This window comes from Pseudomonas sp. S31, from assembly GCF_016648105.1.
Taxonomy (GTDB): domain Bacteria; phylum Pseudomonadota; class Gammaproteobacteria; order Pseudomonadales; family Pseudomonadaceae; genus Aquipseudomonas.
Map to the genome: position 1 here is coordinate 1 of NZ_JACVVE010000029.1, position 18,872 is coordinate 18,872.

12 protein-coding genes and 1 pseudogene are annotated in these 18,872 nt (G+C 64.1%); 5 read left to right on the top strand and 8 right to left on the bottom strand.

From position 1 onward, the window contains the following. Together IAE37_RS19935 and IAE37_RS19940 are read left to right on the top strand one after the other, a co-directional pair. A pseudogene (locus tag IAE37_RS19935) lies at window positions 1–1,105 on the top strand (T6SS effector BTH_I2691 family protein); the annotation flags it as partial. Between the two features lie 4 nt (window positions 1,106–1,109). Continuing rightward, complete coding sequence (locus IAE37_RS19940) at window positions 1,110–2,003, top strand: DUF6708 domain-containing protein (protein WP_201176258.1); 894 nt, start codon at window positions 1,110–1,112, stop codon at window positions 2,001–2,003. A gap of 99 nt (window positions 2,004–2,102) precedes the next feature. On the opposite strand, the gene IAE37_RS19945 is transcribed toward IAE37_RS19940, so the two are convergent. From IAE37_RS19945 to kdpA, 5 genes are read right to left on the bottom strand one after another with little or no spacing between them, the layout of a single operon-like run. Further along, window positions 2,103–2,798, bottom strand: coding sequence for a response regulator (locus IAE37_RS19945; RefSeq protein ID WP_201176260.1), 696 nt, complete (start codon window positions 2,796–2,798; stop codon window positions 2,103–2,105). Further along, window positions 2,795–5,449, bottom strand: coding sequence for a sensor histidine kinase (locus IAE37_RS19950; protein WP_201176262.1), 2,655 nt, complete (start codon window positions 5,447–5,449; stop codon window positions 2,795–2,797). Before IAE37_RS19950 ends, IAE37_RS19945 begins: the two co-directional genes overlap by 4 nt. Before the next feature lie 46 nt (window positions 5,450–5,495). Continuing rightward, entirely contained in the window at window positions 5,496–6,047 is a 552-nt protein-coding gene (kdpC, locus tag IAE37_RS19955; protein WP_201176264.1) for a potassium-transporting ATPase subunit KdpC, read from the bottom strand. A gap of 10 nt (window positions 6,048–6,057) precedes the next feature. Continuing rightward, window positions 6,058–8,112 carry a potassium-transporting ATPase subunit KdpB gene (gene kdpB, locus IAE37_RS19960; RefSeq protein ID WP_201176266.1) on the bottom strand — a complete coding sequence of 685 codons (2,055 nt, stop codon included), beginning with the start codon at window positions 8,110–8,112 and terminating at the stop codon, window positions 6,058–6,060. A 10-nt stretch (window positions 8,113–8,122) separates the two neighbouring features. Next, window positions 8,123–9,817, bottom strand: a complete 1,695-nt coding sequence (gene kdpA / locus IAE37_RS19965) for a potassium-transporting ATPase subunit KdpA (RefSeq protein ID WP_201176276.1) — start codon at window positions 9,815–9,817, stop codon at window positions 8,123–8,125. A 312-nt stretch (window positions 9,818–10,129) separates the two neighbouring features. Here kdpA and IAE37_RS19970 point away from each other — a divergent pair, with 312 nt between their 5' ends. The 3 genes from IAE37_RS19970 (at window position 10,130) to IAE37_RS19980 (ending at window position 14,160) form a co-directional block, all read left to right on the top strand. Continuing rightward, window positions 10,130–10,627 (top strand): RNA polymerase sigma factor, encoded by a 498-nt coding sequence (locus IAE37_RS19970; RefSeq protein ID WP_201176277.1) that lies wholly within the window; start codon window positions 10,130–10,132, stop codon window positions 10,625–10,627. 47 nt (window positions 10,628–10,674) lie between these two features. Then, a complete protein-coding gene (locus IAE37_RS19975) occupies window positions 10,675–11,643 on the top strand; it encodes a FecR family protein (protein ID WP_201176278.1) in 969 nt (322 codons plus the stop codon). A gap of 96 nt (window positions 11,644–11,739) precedes the next feature. Then, complete coding sequence (locus tag IAE37_RS19980; RefSeq protein ID WP_201176279.1) at window positions 11,740–14,160, top strand: TonB-dependent siderophore receptor; 2,421 nt, start codon at window positions 11,740–11,742, stop codon at window positions 14,158–14,160. Between the two features lie 42 nt (window positions 14,161–14,202). On the opposite strand, the gene IAE37_RS19985 is transcribed toward IAE37_RS19980, so the two are convergent. From IAE37_RS19985 to IAE37_RS19995, 3 genes are all read right to left on the bottom strand, one after another. Next, a complete protein-coding gene (locus tag IAE37_RS19985) occupies window positions 14,203–15,255 on the bottom strand; it encodes an AI-2E family transporter (protein ID WP_201176281.1) in 1,053 nt (350 codons plus the stop codon). Window positions 15,256–15,267: 12 nt separating this feature from the next. Next, window positions 15,268–16,062 carry a DUF4892 domain-containing protein gene (locus IAE37_RS19990; RefSeq protein ID WP_201176282.1) on the bottom strand — a complete coding sequence of 265 codons (795 nt, stop codon included), beginning with the start codon at window positions 16,060–16,062 and terminating at the stop codon, window positions 15,268–15,270. Window positions 16,063–16,292: 230 nt separating this feature from the next. Beyond that, window positions 16,293–18,524, bottom strand: coding sequence for an autotransporter outer membrane beta-barrel domain-containing protein (locus IAE37_RS19995; RefSeq protein WP_201176283.1), 2,232 nt, complete (start codon window positions 18,522–18,524; stop codon window positions 16,293–16,295). Window positions 18,525–18,872 lie beyond the last annotated feature (348 nt).

Here is an 18,872-nt window from a genome sequence, read left to right on the forward strand (position 1 = left end):
TACCTCAGGAGGCGGAGGCGCTTTGAACGGCGCCATGCTTTGGTTCAACGTCATCTCGCTCAAGTCCGCCTATAACAGCCTGCAGACCAGCAATGCGCCGGAGTATACGACCGGGTTCGCCGCTTCGATCTTTGGGGTCATAGGAGCCGCTTCGGCGACGTTGGTCAGCGCGCGCGCAACGCAAAAGGCGCTGATGCTGAGGCTGAGTTCAACGGCGCCCGGAATGGCGTTTGGAAATAGTTTTATAGGCTTCTTAGCAAGCAACTTATTTGCACGACTCTCTGGCTATCCGACCATCTTCTTGGGATTATTTAGTGACATTTCAAAAGGCATGCGCCAAGAACGAAACGGTGATTCTTTGGCAAGCAAATACACCATAAGCGGGGGATTCACAGTTGCGACTGGATCCGTGCTTGCGTTAGAGGGTGCTTTAGCCATCGCAGGAGCGACGTCCGTCATCCCTTTTGCCGGCTGGGCTGCTGCGGGTGTCGTGCTAGTGGGGGCGGTGCTGATAATAGGAGGAGTTTATCTTCACTCGAAAGCAAACGAACGAATCCACACCCCGTTAGAGCTCTGGGCCGCCAGAAGCATTTTTGGGACAAGAAAAAACGATGGAGAATCGCGTCCAAAAATGCAGCTAGATAGCAATCTAAAGCTTCCGAGTTACCTGAACCTGATCGAAGAACTAAAGGCGTGGCATATAGAGACCTATGCGCCTTTACTGCTGTCCAGCGAGAACTCAAAGTCCCTAGGTTTAAAGAGCTTCTCCAGCGAGTGGCGCGATAGCAACGCGTGGAGCCCACCTAACTGGACCGATATCGTTTCAAACAACGTGCCTGGCAGCAACTCAGCTGTAGAATTCACGATTCTACTGCGAGATTACATTCTAGGACAGAGCAAATGGTCCGGAGTCTTAAAATTTAGAGGCAGTGATAGAGAAATAGAAATTTCCCCCGCCTGCGCCATGACACCGGCAGGACTTGTATTAAACATAAAGCACGACGCTTCAAAATGGCAATCTGCGACACTAACAATAACTTACCACCCAAACCAAGGACTCTCCACAGACACTACATCAACAAGATCATTAACACTGGAAAAATAACATAATGGCAATCTTCAAGCTCTTCAAGCCAACTATAGCGACCCACTACCCACCAAAAACCACCGGACAACTCTATTGCATTAACAAACACGTACTTAGCTTACGAAACCCTTGGGTGGCTGACTCTGTATTCATGGGGAAACTATATCTCGCAATGACTCTGGGTGTGATCTTATATACTTACCCCCACCTCTATGACCCTGCAAGAAACTACTCACAAGAGGGAGCTTACGTCTTCACGGCGATGTTAGCCTCCACCCCTTTGGTTTTCGTGCCCTTCCTCATCTACCGAGTATTTTTCATTAAAACTCTTTCAGGCTTCTATCTGAACCGGCATACGAAAAAAATCTACTATAAGCGAATAAAAACCCTAATAATTTTCGACTGGCAAAAAATAGAAGGCGCGCAATTTGTACGTCGAGAATTCGGAGGATCATCTTACAGCACCAGCTACGCCTTAGCATTCGCGCCCCTTCGCGCAGACGGCACTCTCCACCAAAAAGACTGCCTCTGGATCGACAGCAACGAACCCACCGACCCCGACATCAAGCACGTAGCCGAAGTCTGGGAATACCTGCGCCACTTCATGGACCACGGCCCCGACAAACTCCCGCCCCCTGGCGAACCGAACTGGTGGCACAGACCGCTGCACGCCATCTGCCTCACCCCAGCAGAAGCCTGGCGCCACTATGCCCCCTGGCGTACCGGCGAGCCCGGCGAAATGCAAGGCAAGAAAAACTGGCAACTCCCTTTCTGGGCCGTGCTGTTCCCTTACAACTTCTCCCTCGCCGTCTGCTGGTACCTGCTCTGCCGCACATTCAACGTCCGCGCAGCTCCTGCGCCTGCGGAAGCCTTCGAAGAAGCCCCCATCAAGCCTGGTATAAGAAAACGCCCATGAAGGCTGTCGCTATCACTGTCCTGTCCATGGTGAAGATCAGAGATTCGGTTGAGGACACCAGACAATCACGAACACCTGGAAGGACCTCACCATCACTGCTCAAGAACCCGGCGCCACCAACCGATACCCCACCCCCGCCTCGGTCACGATAAACCGCGGCGCCGTCGGATCATCCCCCAGCTTCTGCCGAAGATGCCCAACAACGATGCGCAGATAGTGCGTATCGTCGACATGGGTCGGCCCCCAGATATCCTTGAGCAGTTGCTGCTGGGTGATCACCCGTCCCGGATGCCCGGCCAGCTGCGCCAGCAACGCATACTCCTTGCGCGTCAGCGCGACCTCCACGCCGTCGAGGGTCACCTTGCGGAAGGCGAAGTCGACCCGCAGCGGCCCGACACTCGCCGCCACCTCGCTGCCGCCGGCCTGTGGCACCTGGCGCAGCAGCGCACGCACCCGGGCGAGGAATTCCTGGATGCCGAACGGCTTGGTCACGTAGTCGTTGGCGCCGCCGTCCAGCGCATCGACCTTCTGCACTTCGCTGGCGCGTACCGACAGCACCATCACCGGCACCGCACTCCACTCGCGCAGTTCGCGCAGTACCTGCTGGCCGTCCATGTCCGGCAGGCCCAAGTCGAGCACCACCAGGTCGGGCTTGGCCAGCGCGGCCTGGGCCAGGCCTTCGCCACCGGTGGCGGCTTCGATCACCTTGTAGCCCTGGGAGCTCAGGCTGATACGCAGAAACTTGCGGATCTGCGGTTCGTCATCGATGACCAGGAGGGTGGCGGGCGGGTTCATGGGCTTTCGCTTTCGGCTTCGGGTTGCTGGGGCAGCGGCAAGCATAGAGTGATGCAGGTGCCGTGACCATCGATGCCGTCAGCCACCAGGATCTGCCCTCCATGGGCGCCGATCATGCCCTGGCAGATCGCCAGGCCGAGGCCGGTGCCCTGCCCGCCCCGGTCGCCGCGGGCGGCGGTATAGAACATGTCGAAGATCTTCTCGCGCTCGTCTGCAGGAATGCCCGGCCCCTCGTCACTGACCGCGAGCTGCAGTTGCTCACCGTGCACCGACACCTGCAAGTGCAAGCGACCCTGGGCCGGCGAAAAGCGCGCGGCGTTTTCCAGCACGTTGACCAGTGCCTGCTCGATCAGCGCCGCGTGCACGAACAGCAGCGGCAGCTGGGCAGGCACCTCGGTGTGCACGTGCAGCGGCGCCAGCACCACGCGCAAGCGGTTCAGGGCACTGCCGACGATGTCGGCGGGGGCCACCCAGTCGCGGGCGAGCTTGAGCCCTCCATGGCCGAGGCGGGTCATGTCGAGCAGGTTCTGGATGTAGCGGTCCAGCCGTTCGGCCTCGTTGCGTGTGCCTTCGAGCAGCTCGCGACGGTCGTCGGCGGGGATCGCCTCGCCCAGCGCCAGCAGGCTGTCGATGCTGCCACGCATGGCGGTCAATGGGGTGCGCAGGTCGTGGGACACCGATGCCAGCAAGGCGCTGCGCAGTTGCTCGGTTTCGCCGTGCAGGCGCGCGGCTTCCAACTGCTCGGCCAGGCGCGCGCGGGCCAGGGCCTGGGCCAGGGGTTGGCCGAGGGCCATGAGCAGGCGCCGGCGCGGCGCACCAAGCGCTTCGCCAGAGCGCGGTCGCACGCCGAGCAGCGCCAGTGGCTGGTCGTCGACAGCCAGCGGCCACCACCACCAGCGGCCGTTGGGCAAGGTATCGCTACCCAGGCCGGCCGCCTGGCCATGCTGCCAGGCCCACTCGGCGGCGGCGCGTTCATTGTCGCTCAGGGCCTGGGCCTCGCCGCTGGCGAGCTGCAGTTGGCCTTCGCGGTTGCGCTCGAACAGGCTGGCGTGCACATCCGGCCAGCCACCGAGGTGTTGGCCGGCAGCATCGAACACGGCCTGGCGGTCGGTGGCCACGGTCAGCCGGCGCGACAGGTCGAGCAACTGGCTGGTCTGCGCCTGGGTTTCGCGCAGGGCTTGCAACTGGCGGCGCTGGCGGGCGGCCAGGTTGCCGGTCAAGGTCGCCACGAGCAGAAAGAACACCAGGGTCAGCACATCCTCTTCACGCTGGATGCTGAAGGAAAAATGCGGCGGGATGAACAGAAAGTCGTAGGCCAGGAACGACATCGCCGCGCAGGCCAGGGCCGGGCCGAGGCTGCTGCGCACGGCCACCAGCAGCACGGCGCCAAGGAACACCAGCGAGATGTTGGGCAACGCCAGCGCACTGGCCACCGCCGAGGCGAGACCCGCCGCCAGGCCAGTGGCCAGCAGCGCCAGCAGGTAATGCCGCCACGCCAACACCCGGCTGACCGTGGCCCTGGCCGCAGGTGCCTGGTCGTCGCGGTCGAGCACGTTGATTTCCAGGCCGTGGCTCTCGCGCAGCAGGCGTGCCGCCACGCCGGCGTTGAACAGGCGCCGGTACAGGCGATCGCGTGACTGGCCGACCAGCACCAGGCTGGCACGGCGTTCGGCGGCGTGCTGGATCAACGTGTGCGCCACTTCGCCGGCGCGCAACAGCACCACTTCCCCGCCAAGGCGTTCGGCCAGCTGCTGGGCAGCCTGGAGGCGCTGGCGGGCGTTTTCGTCGCGCAGCCGACCATTGTCGACATGGACCAGGCTCCACGGCAGGTGGCGACGCTGGGCCACACGGCAGGCATGGCGCACCAGGCGTTCGGCCTGCTCGTCACCATCCACGCCGACCAGCAGACGCCCGCGCAGGGCCGGGGCCTCTTCGCCGCGCTGGCGGTACCCCTGGGCCAGGTCGGCATCGACCTGGGCCGCGGCGGTCTGCATGGCCAGCTCGCGCAATGCCGTGAGGTTGGTCTGCGAGAAAAAGGCATCGATCGCCGACCGTGCCTGCTCCGGCACGTACACCTTGCCTTCGCGCAGGCGTTCGAGCAGCTCGCGTGGCGGCAGGTCGATCAGCACCAACTCGTAGGCTTCCTGCAGGACCCAGTCCGGCAGGGTTTCGCGCACCTGCACGCCAGTGATGTCACGTACCTTGTCGTTGAGGCTTTCCAGGTGCTGGACGTTGACCGTGGTGTACACGTCGATGCCGGCGGCGAGCAGTTCCTGGACGTCCTGCCAGCGCTTGGCGTGGCGGCTGCCGGGGGCATTGGTGTGGGCCAGTTCGTCGACCAGGGCCAGGGCCGGGGTGGCCTTGAGCAGGCCGTCGAGGTCCATTTCCTCGAGGGTGACGCCACGGTAATCACTGCGTAGCAGGGGTTGCTGGTGCAGGCCGGCGAGCAGCGCCTCGGTCTCGGCCCGGGCGTGAGTCTCGACCACCCCGGCCAGCACCTGCACGCCCTGACGCTGCTGGGCGTGCGCTGCCTGGAGCATGGCGTAGGTCTTGCCCACGCCGGGGGCGGCGCCGAGAAACACCTTGAGCCGGCCACGGCCACTGCGCGGGAGGGTAGCCAGCAGCGCATCGGCGCGGGTGGAGTCATTCATGTTTCATTCCAGTTGTTCGCCAATTTCAACAACACGCTCCTACCTGTCAATTGCCCAGGGCTTCCAAGGCCTGGTTCAACGCCAGCACATTGACCACCGGTGGCCCGATCAATGGATGGAGGGTGGCCTCTTCCTGCAAGGCTTGCAAGCGCTCCTCCGGCAGCCGACGGGCCGCCGCCACTCGGGGGATCTGGTAGGCCACGGCCTCCGGTGGCAAATGCGGGTCAAGGCCACTGCCCGAGGTGGTCAGCAGGCCCTGGGGCACCGGCCCCAGGGCAGCCTGGTAAAGCCCCGCAGCCTCGCCCTTGACCCTTTGCGCCAGCGCCGGATTGCTCGGCGCAAGGTTGCTGGCGCTGCTGGCCACAGTCGCATAGCTGCCCGCCGAAGGCCGCGAATGGAACCAGCCATCGCCCTGGAAATCCTGGGCGATCAGCGCCGAGCCTCGGACCTGGCCCTGGGCATCGCGCACCAGGCTGCCATTGGCCTGTTCGGGGAAGGCGAGCTGGGCGACGCCGGTCACCGCCAGCGGATACAACACGCCGCTGACCAGGGTCATCAACACCAGCAGGCTCAGCGCCGGGCGTACATAAGCGTTCATGGTGGCCTCCTCAGACCAGGTGCAGGGCAGTAAGCAGCAGGTCGATCAGCTTGATGCCGGCGAACGGCACCAGGATGCCGCCCAGGCCGTAGATCAGCAGGTTGCGTCGCAACAGGTGCGCGGCACTCGCCGCCTGCACCCGCACGCCGCGCAGCGCCAGCGGAATCAGCACGATGATGATCAGTGCGTTGAACACGATGGCCGAAAGGATCGCGCTCTGCGGGCTGGCCAGGTGCATCAGGTTGAGTACGTCCAGTTGCGGATAGATGGCGGCGAACAGCGCCGGCAGGATGGCGAAGTATTTGGCCACGTCATTGGCGATGGAGAACGTGGTCAATGCACCACGGGTCACCAGCAGCTCCTTGCCGACCTGCACCACATCCAGCAGCTTGGTCGGGTCGCTGTCCAGGTCGACCATGTTGGCCGCCTCGCGCGCCGCCTGGGTGCCATCGTTCATCGCCATGCCCACGTCGGCCTGGGCCAGCGCCGGGGCATCGTTGGCGCCATCGCCACACATCGCCACCAGGCGCCCCTCGTTCTGCTCCTGGCGAATGCGCGCCAGCTTCTTCTCGGGCGTGGCTTCGGCAATCACATCGTCAACGCCCGCCTCGGCGGCGATCGCGGCGGCGGTCAATGGGTTGTCGCCGGTGACCATCACCGTGCGGATACCCAATTTGCGCAGTTCGGCGAAACGCTCGCGAATACCGGGCTTGACCACGTCCTTGAGGTGGATCACGCCGAGCAGACGCTGGTCGACGCACACCAGCAGCGGCGTGCCGCCGCCCTGGGCGATGCGCTCCACCTCACGGGCCAGCGCGACCGGCATCTCCAGGCGCTGCAGCCCGACGAACGCCAGCACCGCATCGACCGCGCCTTTGCGGTAACGGTGCTGCTGGAAGTCGATCCCCGACAGCCGCGTTTCGGCACTGAAGGCCACGCCATCGAACTGCCCGGCAGAAGGCTCGACGAAGTCGTGCAACTGGCGCAGGTAGTCGACGATCGACTTGCCCTCGGCGGTGTCGTCGGCGAGCGAGGCCAGCAAGGCGCCCTCCCCCAACTCCCGAGCAGTCACGCCCGGCGCCGCGTGCAAGGCGGTACAACGGCGGTTGCCGAACGTGATGGTGCCAGTCTTGTCGAGCATCAGCGTGTGCACGTCGCCGGCGGCCTCTACGGCTCGCCCGGAACGGGCGATGACGTTGAGCCGGACCAGGCGGTCCATGCCGGCGATGCCGATGGCCGAGAGCAGGCCGCCGATGGTGGTGGGGATCAGCGTCACCAGCAGCGCGGCAAGGAAGATCAGCGGCAAGCTGGCGCCGACGAAGTGGGCGAACGGCTGCAGGGTGGCCACCACGATCAGGAAGATCAGGGTCAGCCCGACCAGCAGGATATCGAGGGCGATCTCGTTCGGGGTCTTCTGCCGCTTGGCGCCTTCGACCAGGGCGATCATGCGGTCGAGGGTCGATTCGCCAGGGTTGCTGGTGATGCGGATCAACAACCAGTCGGACACCAGCCGGGTGTTGCCGGTGACGGCCGAACGGTCACCGCCGGACTCGCGGATCACCGGCGCGGATTCGCCAGTGATGGCCGCCTCGTTGACCGCGGCGATGCCTTCGAGCACCTCGCCGTCCCCGGGGATCATCTCGCCCGCCACCACACGCACCACATCGTCCTTGCGCAGTTCGCTGGCGGCGACGGCCTCGAAGCGGCCGTCGTGCAGCCGGCGCTGGGCCATCAGCCCCCGGCTGCCGGCCTTGAGGCTGTCGGCGCGGGCCTTGCCACGGCCTTCGGCCAGGGCTTCGGCGAAGTTGGCGAACAACACCGTGAACCACAGCCACAGGGTGATCTGCACGGCAACGCCGGTACTCACGTCACTGCCTGCGCTGAAGCACAGCACGGTGGTCAGCACGGCGGTCAAGGCCACCACCAGCATCACCGGCGAGCGCTTGAGCTGACGTGGGTCGAGCTTGACGAAGGCCTGTACCAGGGCCGGGCGCCAGAGCGCGGCGAAAGCCGTCTGGTCCTTGCCGCCATGGGCGGATTTGACTTCGGGAATGGGCATGTTCATGGTCGGTTCCTCAGAAACCCAGGCTCAGGTGTTCGGCCACCGGCCCCAGGGCCAGGGTCGGCAGGAAGGTCAGGCCACCCACCAGCAGGATGGTCACCAATAGCAAGGTGGTGAACAGCGGGCCATGGGTGGGAAAGCTGTTCAGCTCCTGGGGCACGCTCTTCTTCGCCGCCAGGCTGCCGGCCAGGGCGAGGATCGGCAGGATGTAGCCGAAACGCCCGATCAACATGGCCAGGCCGAGCATCAGGTTGTGGAACACGCTGTTGGCACCGAAACCGGCGAACGCCGAGCCGTTGTTGGCGGTGCCCGAGGTATAGGCGTAGAGCAGCTGGCTGAAGCCATGGGCGCCCGGATTGCTCACCGCGCCCGCAGGGCCCGGCAGGCTGGCAGCGATGGCGCCCAGCAACAGCACGCCGACCGGCATCACCAGCAGGGTCGCCACCAGCAACTGCACCTCGCGCGCTTGCAGTTTCTTGCCCAGGTACTCCGGCGTGCGGCCGATCATCAAGCCGGCCAGGAACACCGCGATCAGCACGAACAGCAGCATGCCGTAGAGCCCGGCGCCGACACCGCCGAAGATCACCTCGCCGATCATCATGTTGACCATCGCGACCATGCCGGTGAGGGGGTTGAGGCTATCGTGCATGGCGTTGACCGAGCCGTTGGAAGCCGCCGTGGTGGTCACCGTCCACAGCACCGATCCGGTGGTGCCGAAGCGGCTTTCCTTGCCCTCCAGCGGCGCGCCCTGCTCGACCTGGGCGCTGGCCAGCGCGGGGTTGGGCTGGTGCTCCGACCACAGCGCGGCCGCCCCGCCCAGCAGGAACAGGCCGAGCATGCAGGCGAGAATCGCCCGGCTCTGGCGCAAGTCCTTGACGTAGTGGCCGAAGGTGAACACCAGGGCCACCGGAATCAGGATGATCGCCGCCACCTCGAACAGGTTGCTCCACGCCGTGGGGTTTTCGAACGGGTGCGCCGAGTTGACGCCGAAGAAGCCGCCGCCGTTGGTGCCCAGTTGCTTGATGGCGATCTGACTGGCGGCCGGCCCCAGCGGGATAGTCTGTTCGGCGCCTTGCAGGGTCACGGCATGGGCATAGTCGGCGAAGGTCTGCGGCACGCCCTGCCACACCAGCAACAGCGCCAGCAGCAGGCACAACGGCAGCAGGCCATAGAGCGTGGCGCGGGTCATGTCGACCCAGAAGTTGCCCAGGGTGGCGGCGCAGCGCCGGGCGATGCCCCGGCACAGCGCCACCAGCACGGCCAGGCCGGTGGCGGCGCTGACGAAGTTCTGCACGGTCAGGCCGAGCATCTGGCTCAGGTAACTGACCGAGGCCTCGCCGCTGTAGGCCTGCCAATTGGTGTTGGTGACGAAGCTCACTGCCGTGTTGAAGGCCAGCGACCATTCCAGGCCGGGCAGGTGCTGCGGGTTGAGCGGCAGCCAGCCTTGCAGCAGGAGCACGGCGAACAGTAGCGCGAAACCGGCCAGGTTGAAGGCCAGCAGGGCCAGGGTGTACTGCTTCCAGCCTTGTTCCTGGTCGGCCTGCACCCCGGCCAGGCGATAGCAGCTCCGCTCCAGCGGGCCGAGCAGCGGCGTCAGCCAGGTACGCTGGCCTTCCATGACTTTGTAGTAGAAACGCCCGAGCCAGGGGGCCGGTAGCAGCACGAGGGCGAAGAACGCCAGCAGCAGTGCGTAGTCGTAGCTGTGCATGAATGAATTCCCTTGGGGACGGCGTGGGCCGCTGTGGGGGAATTTTCCGGCGACTCGGTGTAAAGGAACTAGGTCGGGGGGTGGAGTGGAAATAAAGAATGCGTAAAAACGGCGCTTTTCTGCAGTCTGTCACGGCCCTTTCGCGGGTAAACCCGCTCCTACAGGGTATGCACAGCCTGTAGGAGCGGGTTTACCCGCGAAAAGGCCCGAGAGGACAGCCGCAAAAATCCAGCCCCAAAAAAACATCAATCAAAACAATTCTCATTTATGGTATTTTCCCGCGCTCGTCCGTATGCCCTCTAAGGTGTCCCCATGTCCGGCTCAGATCTCAAGGCCTTCTACCTCGCCCACCGCGAGGAGATTCAGGAGTACCTGGACCGTCGCCTGCGCTGCAAGGACACGGCGGCCGACCTGACCCAGGACACCTTCATTCGCCTTTCCGAGCAACTGGGCCGCAGCCGCATCGAGAACGTGCGCGCCTACCTGTTCTCTAGCGCTCGCAACCTGTTCATCGACTACACCCGCCGCCAGCAGCATCGCAAGAGCGAGTCGCTGGACTCGGACGAGGCCAATGCTGTCGCGCAGCCAAGCGCAACGCTGGAACAGGCTGCCATCGCCAACCAACAACTGGCCGTGCTGAACAATGTCATCCAGAATATGCCCGCGCCCTGCCGCGAGGTATTCCTCATGGTGCGGGTCGAGGGCATGACCTACGCCGACATCGGCGCGCGCCTCGGCATCTCGCCGAAAACGGCCTACAGCCGCATGGTCAAGGCGCTGGAGTTGCTGAAACAGGGCATGTCGCGGTGAAGCCCGGCCTGCCCCATTGCCCTGTCCCGTCGTCAAGCGTTGAGCCCATGAATTCCGAACCGCCGTTTTCCAACACTGCCGCCAACGACGATGACATCGATCACCAGGCCAGCGCCTGGTTCGCGCTGTTCCACGGCGGCGCGCCGACGCCCGAGCAACGCCAGGCCTGGGCTGCCTGGCTGGCGGCCGACGCGCGTCACGCCCAGGCCTATGCCGAGCTGGAAAACCTCTGGGGCGCTTCTGCCCTGCTGCTGCAACCGGCCACCGTGGCGGCCTCGGCGCCACGCCGGCTGTCGCGGCGGCGCTTCGTCGGCCTGGGCATCGCCGCCAGCGCGGCGGCCGTCAGCGTGGCCAGCGGCACCTTCTGGCTCAAGGGCATGGACTCGCCGTTCGCCGACCTGCGCACTGCGGTGGGCGAGCGGCGCATCGAACGCCTGCCGGACGGCTCGACCGTGGAACTGGCCGGGCATACGGCGCTGAACCTCGACTTCTCGCCCACCCGGCGCAATGTCGAGCTGTTGCATGGCCAGGCGTTCTTCACCGTGCGCCCTAGCAGCGCCGGTGAGTTCAGCGTGCGGACCCAGGCCGGGCAACTGCGTACCGCCGAGGGCGAGTTCTGCCTGTCGTGCGAAAACGACTCGGCCCTGGTCGCCGTCAACCGCCAGCGCGTGCAGGTGATCAGCGCCAGCCAGCAGACGGACCTGGAAGAAGGCCTGTCGCTGCGCTTCGATGCTGCCTCCACAGGCGAGATCCAGCGCGCCGAACTGCAGCAGATGCTGGCCTGGCGCAGCGGCCGCCTGGTGTTCTTCAACGAGCCGCTGCAAGGCGTGGTCGAGGAACTGCAACGCTGGCGCGAAGGCCGCATCTTCATCATGGACAAGCAGCTCGCGGCTCGTCGCGTGAGCCTGATCCTCAACCTCGAACAGCCCGAACAGATGCTCGATGTACTGTCCCGGGCCCTTGCCGTGCGCACCTCTCGCTACACCGATCTGGTCACCCTGCTCTATCCCGCGTAAGAATTTTTCCATTTGCCATCAGAAATTCAAAAGCCCCATGCGTCTTAACGGCACTGAGAGTTATTCGCATATCTGCATTGCATGGGGCACGCCTGAATGGCCACTCGATTCAACCCGCATCACCTGGTTCACCCGCGCTGGCAGCGCAGCGCACTGAGCGCAGCACTTGCCTGCAGCTTGCTGGTCGGCGCCGTCCAGACCAATGCCGCGCCCGGCCCGGCTGCCGCCAGCGCGCAGCAGAAACTGCAACTGAACATCCCCGCCCAGCCCCTGCGCCAGGCGCTGCTGGTGTTCAGCCAGCAATCCGGGCAGAACGTGCTGCTCGACGGCAACGTCGATGCCAGCCTGCGCAGCGCTGCGGTGGTCGGCAGCTACTCCGCCGAAGAGGGCCTGGCCAGATTGCTGCGAGGCAGCGGCTACAACTTCGCCCGTACCGATGCCGCCACCCTGTACCTGGTACCCAGCGACAGCGCACAGGCGGACGGCACGGTGAACCTCGCGCCGACCCAGATCCAGTACCAACTGGCGCAGGCCACCGGCCAGAGCGTCGGCTACCAGGCCAAGCCGGCCGCCAGCACCACCCGCCTGGGCCTGAGCGACCGCGAGACCCCGCAGGCGATCTCCAGCGTGACCCGCGAGCAAATCGACGACTTCAAGCTCAACAGCGTCAAGGATGCCCTGCGCAATGCGCCCACGGTCACCGTCGAGCAGTTCGAGACCGATCGCACCGCCTTCACCTCGCGCGGTTTCACCATCGACAACTTCGAATACGACGGCATGGGCATGCCGTTCTCGTCCGGCGTATTGCTGGGCGACCAGGACCTGGCCGAATTCGAGCAGATCGACGTGCTGCACGGCGCCAACGGCCTCATGAGCGGTGCCGGCAACCCGTCGGCCACGGTCAACTTCGTGCGCAAGCGGCCGACCGAAACCTTCCAGGCGCGGATCGATACCAGCGTCGGTTCCTGGGACAACCGCCGTCTGGCCTTCGATGTCGGCGGCCCGCTGACCGACAATGGCAAGGTCCGCGGCCGCTTCATCTATGCCCACGACAAGGGCAACTCGTACCTCGATCAATACAGCCACGAAATCAACGTGGCCGCTGGCCTGCTGGCATTCGACCTGAGCGACGCCGACACCCTGACCGTGGGGTTTTCCGAGCAGAAGAGCAACTCCAACGGCAGCACCTGGGGCGCGCTGCCCATGGCCGACTATGCCGGCAACCCGATCCACTACAGCAGCCGCAGCTCGAGCATCGGCCAACCCTGGACCTACTGGAACATCCAGACCCAGCGAGCGTTCGCCGAATGGGCGCATGATTTCGGCGGCGGCTGGCAGGGCAAGCTCAGCGTCACCGGGACCAACCAGCATCAGGATACCCAGATGCTGTACGCCATCCCGGCCACGGCCACCACCGCCTATGCCTACATGAATCGCACCACCAGTACCGAGCACCAGTACACTGGTGAAGCGCAGCTGTCCGGCCCGTTCTCGCTGTTCGGCCGCGAACATGAACTGACCCTGGGCGCCAATTACGGCCGCAGCCGCCACGACGAGCGCGGCCATTACTACAACGTCTACGGTTACCAGATCGTCGACCTGGAAGATGCCCTGGCTGGCAACGTGGTCAAGCCGCCCTTCGACTACACCGACGAGCTCAACACCCAGCATTTCACCGACCGCCAGAAAAGCCTGTATGCCGGTGCCCGCTTCAGCCTGACCGACGACTTGCACTGGATTGCCGGCGCCCGCATGCTCAGCGCCGATGGCGAAGGCATGGGCTACGGCTCGGCCCACGACACCCGCGTGCACGGCAAGGTCACGCCCTACACTGGGCTGGTGTATGACCTCACCGAGCAGTGGAGTGTGTACGCCAGCTGGACCGAGATCTTCAAGCCGCAGTACCTGCGCAGCACCGCCGGTGGCGTGATCGAACCGCTCGAAGGCAAGAGCACCGAGGTCGGTGTGAAGGGCAGCTTGCTCGAAGATCGCCTCACCGTCAGCGCGGCGCTGTTCAAGACCGAGCAACAGAACGTGGCGGTGACCACCGGCGAAATCATCGGTGGCCAGTACGCCTACCGGGGTGAGGACAACAAGAGCCACGGCATCGAGCTGGAAGCCTCCGGCGAAGCCATGCCCGGCCTGGACCTGGCCGCCGGCTACACCTATGTGCACATCGAGGATGGCGATGGCGAAAAGACCCGCCGCTACGTGCCCAGCCACAGCGTGCGCGGCAGCGTGACCTATCGCCTGCCGGGCATGCCGCAGGCCCGCGTGGGTACCCGGGTGCAATGGCAGAGCGCGACCGAAGCCGATGGCAACCACCGCGTTCGCCAGGAGGCCTATGCGCTGGTCGACCTGATGGGCAGCTACGACTTCGATGCCAACTGGAGCGCTTCGCTGAACCTGAACAACGTGTTCGACAGGAAGTACCTGCTGTCGCTGTACCAGTCGGCGGGGTCCACCAACTATGGTGCGCCGCGCAACCTGACGGCGTCGGTGACCTGGAAGTACTGATCGGCTGCAGGCCTCATCGCGTTTTGCGCGATGAGGCCTCGGTCACAGATGCGGCTTGGCCTGCTCGGCATTCCGGCTCCAGTCCAGCAACAGGCTGTAGCCAACGGCGAGCAGGGTGGGCCCGATGAACAGGCCAATGAAGCCGAAGGCCAGCAACCCACCGAACACCCCGAGCAAGACGATCACCAACGGCAGGTTGCCGCCGCGGCTGATCAGGTACGGCTTGAGCACGTTGTCCACGCCACTGATGACGAACGTGCCCCAGATGCCGAGGAACACCGCCATCCCATACTCGCCCTTCCACACCAGCCAGCCGGTCGCAGGGATCCACGCCAACGGCGGGCCCATGGGGATCAGGCTGAGCATGAAGGTCACCAGCCCCAGCACGATCGCCCCCGGCACACCGGCGATGAGGAAGCCGATCAGCGCCAACAGGCCCTGTGCCGCCGCAGTACCGATCACACCGTTGACCACCCGCTGCACGGTGCCAGCCACCAGCTCCAGGTAGTAGTCGGCGCGCTCGCCCACCAGGCGATGCAGCAGGCGCAGCACGAACGCCGACAGCCGTGGGCCATCGCGATAGAAGAAGAATACGAACACCAGGCTCAGGGTCAGCTCGAGCACGCCGCTGCCGATCTGCGCGCTGCGCAGCAGCAGCCAGTTGCCCACCTGCCCCAGGTGCGGCTTGATCGAGGCGATCAGGGCCGCCCCCTGCTGGTCCAACGACTCCCACCAGTGCACCAGCCGCTCGCCAACGAAGGGCATGTTGGCCAGCCAGGCCGGGGCATCGGGCAAGCCATCGACCTGGATATCGCGCACGAAGGCCGTGGCATCGCGGATATGGTCGGCCAGGTTGAAACCCAGCCACACCAGCGGCAGTGCGACGATGAGGATCCAGGCCGTGGTCAGCAGGCTCGCCGCCAGGGTTTCGCGGCCACCCAGTACGCGGGTGAGCAAGCGCATCAGCGGCCAGCTGGCGAACGCCAGGATGGCGCCCCACAGCAACGCCGACATGAACGGCGCCATCACCCACAGGGCCGCGCCCAACAGCGTCAGCAAAAGAATCTGGATCAGCAGGCGATCGTTATTGACCATGATGGCACCCACTCAACGAATCAGCTCCAGGTGCAGCCCCTCGGTGGGTGCGCTGCCCACTTCGAGACGGCTGCTGCGCACACCGGCCTTGACCAACTGCTCACGCCAGGCTTCGGCCTCGGCGCCGCTGAGGCTGGCGCGCAGGGTGCTGTCGAGGTTGAGGCTGCGCCCGAGCAGGTCGACCCAGGCGGGTTGCGGGGCGGTCAGGTCGGGGTAGTCGAGCTTGCCGGTATCGCGCATTTCCCGCAGCACCGTGGCCGCCGTGGGCAACAGCTCGCCCAGCGGCGTGGCGGAGACGAACTCCTCGACATGCAGGTAGCCGCGGCGCGTGCCACGGGTGACGCTGTACAGCGCCACCAAGGTATCGGCCTCTTCGGCCGAGCGGCGCAGCAGGATGAACGCCTGCTGCTCGTCGCCGCCGTTGAGCCGCGCGTTGCCGAACACCTCGTTGGCCCACAGGCTGGCCTCGCCGCAGTCGCGGCCCTGGCACCAGAACAGCGGATAGCCGCCATCGCGCTGCAGGGCCTCGCGAGCGCTGGTGAAGGCTTCGCGGGCGGTGCGCTCGATCGGTAGCTGGTAGGTGACCGAGCTGACCGTGCCGCGACTCTCGACCTTGTTCTCCAGGCGCAGGCGGCCGCTGATTCGGCGCAACGGGCCCATGGGGTAGAAGCGTTCCTGCTCCACCGCCGGGCGCTGGTCGACCACCGTGGCGTCATCCGGCACCGGCAGGCTGCCGGCCCAGGCCCAAGCGCCGGCCAGCGCCAGGCAGACAGCGGTGAGGGTGCGAATGAAAACGGGTGTGCTCATCGGCCACCCATGCGGCGATCGGCGCCGAGATGTAGCTCCAGGATGTCTGGCAGTTGCATGGTTGTCTCCCTGTTCAACCCGGCAAGCCTCGGCACTTGGCCGGTGCAAGTCAAGCAAAGCCCTAGAGTCTATTGAAACAGTCTGCGACAGCGAGCGCGGTCAACCGGCGCCAAAAAAGAAAAACGGCCAGTCCGGCCGTTCGTCTTCAACACAGTGAAGCAGTCGAGCCTTCACCAACGATAGTTCAAACCCAGGTTGAGGCCCCACGGTTGTTCAAGTTTAGAACCGTTGCTGTAATCAGCCTCGCCGTGCAGTTGCAGATTTTCCGAAACCTGCGCCACAACACCAATACCCAACTCACCCCGTGTCCCCGACAGATCGTTGGTGAAGCGATTGCCGTTGACCTTGACCTTGTTGCTGTTGATGAACTCGTGAGCCGCGGCAACCTTTAGGTAGGGTTGCAGGCGGGTGCCATCGGCCAGTTGCAGGTTCTTGCCGACGTGGGTACCCATTTTGGCTTGCAGGGAGTCGGCCTTGTTGCTCTTGGCGCGCATGCCATTGTCCAGGTCATAGCTTTGACCCTGCACCCAGAGGGTGGATGCCTGGGCGAACGGCTCGACCCACCAATCGCTAGCAAGGGCGATGTGCCGGCCGAATTCAACCGAGCCACCGACACCATAATGATCGTAGTCACCGCTGGCTTTCTGCCCGTCGCTCATGCGCACGTCCGATTTGTTCTGGAAGCGGTTGGCCTTGAGCACTGCATCGAGGTAATAACCGCTGTCGGCCAGCCAAGTGCTGTACAGCCCGAGGTAGAAGCTGTCGACCTCACCGCTGGTGCCGCCTTGGAAATCCAGGTCGGACTTGCTGTAACCCCCCATCACCCCGACCAGCCATTGCCCATCCTGGCTTGGCATAGCCGCGTCCGCACCGAAGCTGATACCGTGCTGGCGCTGGCTGAAGCCTACACCCGAGGCTGCCGAGGCGTTGTACTTGTTACCGTAGCTACGCACCCAGCCGCCACCTTCGCCGTTGCCCAGGCGTAACTCGCCCATACGACTGCGCAATGTGCTGAGTTCTCCATACCAGACGGTTGGCGCGGCACTGAACAGGCCGAGCACCGACTGGGTTCCCGGTGTGACCACACCTGGTTTTTGCACCAAGCGCCACTCGTTGCCGTCTTTTTCCAGGGTATAGGCGAAAGTACCGAAATCGACTTGCTCGCCCCTCAGGCTGAAGTCGGCATCCCCCTCGCCGATACGCACGAGCGTCAGCGGCCCCGCACCCTCCTCAGGGTCGACGCCGGTGTTTTGGACGGCAAGTTGATGGCTCCCGGTGGCCTCACCCGTGACTTCGAGAAAATCGCCCTGCCCCGCCCCCAGATCCGTGCCCAGCGCGAAGACGCCACTGCCTTCGAGGTTTGCCAGGGTCAAGGTGCGAAACGCCCCATCGGCACCGCCCAGGTTGACCGTGCCACCCGCCATCGAAAGATCGCCGACACGAGCACTTTGGGTCATGTTCCATGTCGCCCCGCTGGCGACCGACAAAGCCTGGACATTGTTCAAGTTACCGTTCAGAACCGCGCGGTCCCGCAATGCCACCGAACCGGTGCCACCCTCGGCGATGTCGACATCGCCATCGAGCGAGGCATTGGACAGCGTCAGATCCAGCGTCGAGCCTGTGGCAACGTCGAAATTACCCACCAGCCCGGTATTCTGCACGGTGACGTTGGCGGTCGAGTTGTTCGCCACTTCGACCAACGTGCCATTGCCGCCTTCGAGCGTTGCGCCATTGCGTATGAGCACCGTGGCGGTGACCGGGAAGTCGTCACGGAACGAGCCGACCCGAATCGCACTGCCGTTAACGCCCTGAACATGGGAGCCATCGAGCACCAAGGAAGCCGTCTGCTGACCCGCACCCGTTCCGGAATCTGCGCTTAGCAGCACACCGTTACGGTCGCCCACGATGACCGAACCGTTGGTCACCGTCGCATTGCCATCGAACAATGCCAGCCCGAGCCCCCCGCCCAGAAATCCCGTGTTGCCATTATCTTTGCCATGGACGCGAGTGTCGGACAACACGATCTGGCTACCCCGGCTCAGTTGCACGCCATTGCCCACGCCGCTGATCGAGCTGCCAACCACCGTTGCACTCGAAGGATTCAGGCCGCTATGGCGGGCCAGGCGCAGACCTGCTCCTGAATCGTTTTCGATGATCGCGCCCTGGAAGTTGCCGGTGCTGCTCAACAGCGAGACGCCCAAGGTGCGCCCCCCTTCGACGATATCGAGATGACCACTGCGGGCAGTCCAGGACTCGACCGGCGTGTCCTTGTCGACAAGGCCCGACTCCCCCTCACCGATCTCACCGGCCAGCGCTATCGATGAGCTTGCAAAAGTGACGTGTAAAGCCAGGGAGCTCCAGCAGAAGAGCTTGCAAGGCGCAGTGCGAAAACGAGATGCCATTTGAATATGTCTCCAGGCGAGCGATAAACGGCCGGCACCCTATCAAGCAGTCACTTACACCTCTGTAGGATTCTTCCGATCATCAGTCTGGTTAATTCCTACCGCAGCCTAGCCCGTTCTCGATCCGTTGAAACCTAGCATTTTTAACAGCTGACAGGCTCTCGAAGTTATGCAAGGCAAGCCACAAGATGTTTCTCGTGGGGTAACGCTTACCTATCAAATCTGCCAGGCGACAGGAGCGCCGATCGACAATAGATTGATCAGGCCACTTTCGAGTGAACACCGAATCGCTCATCACCCGGCTATACGACAGCCTGCTTGATTGGCTTTACAAACTTCTTGCTGGAG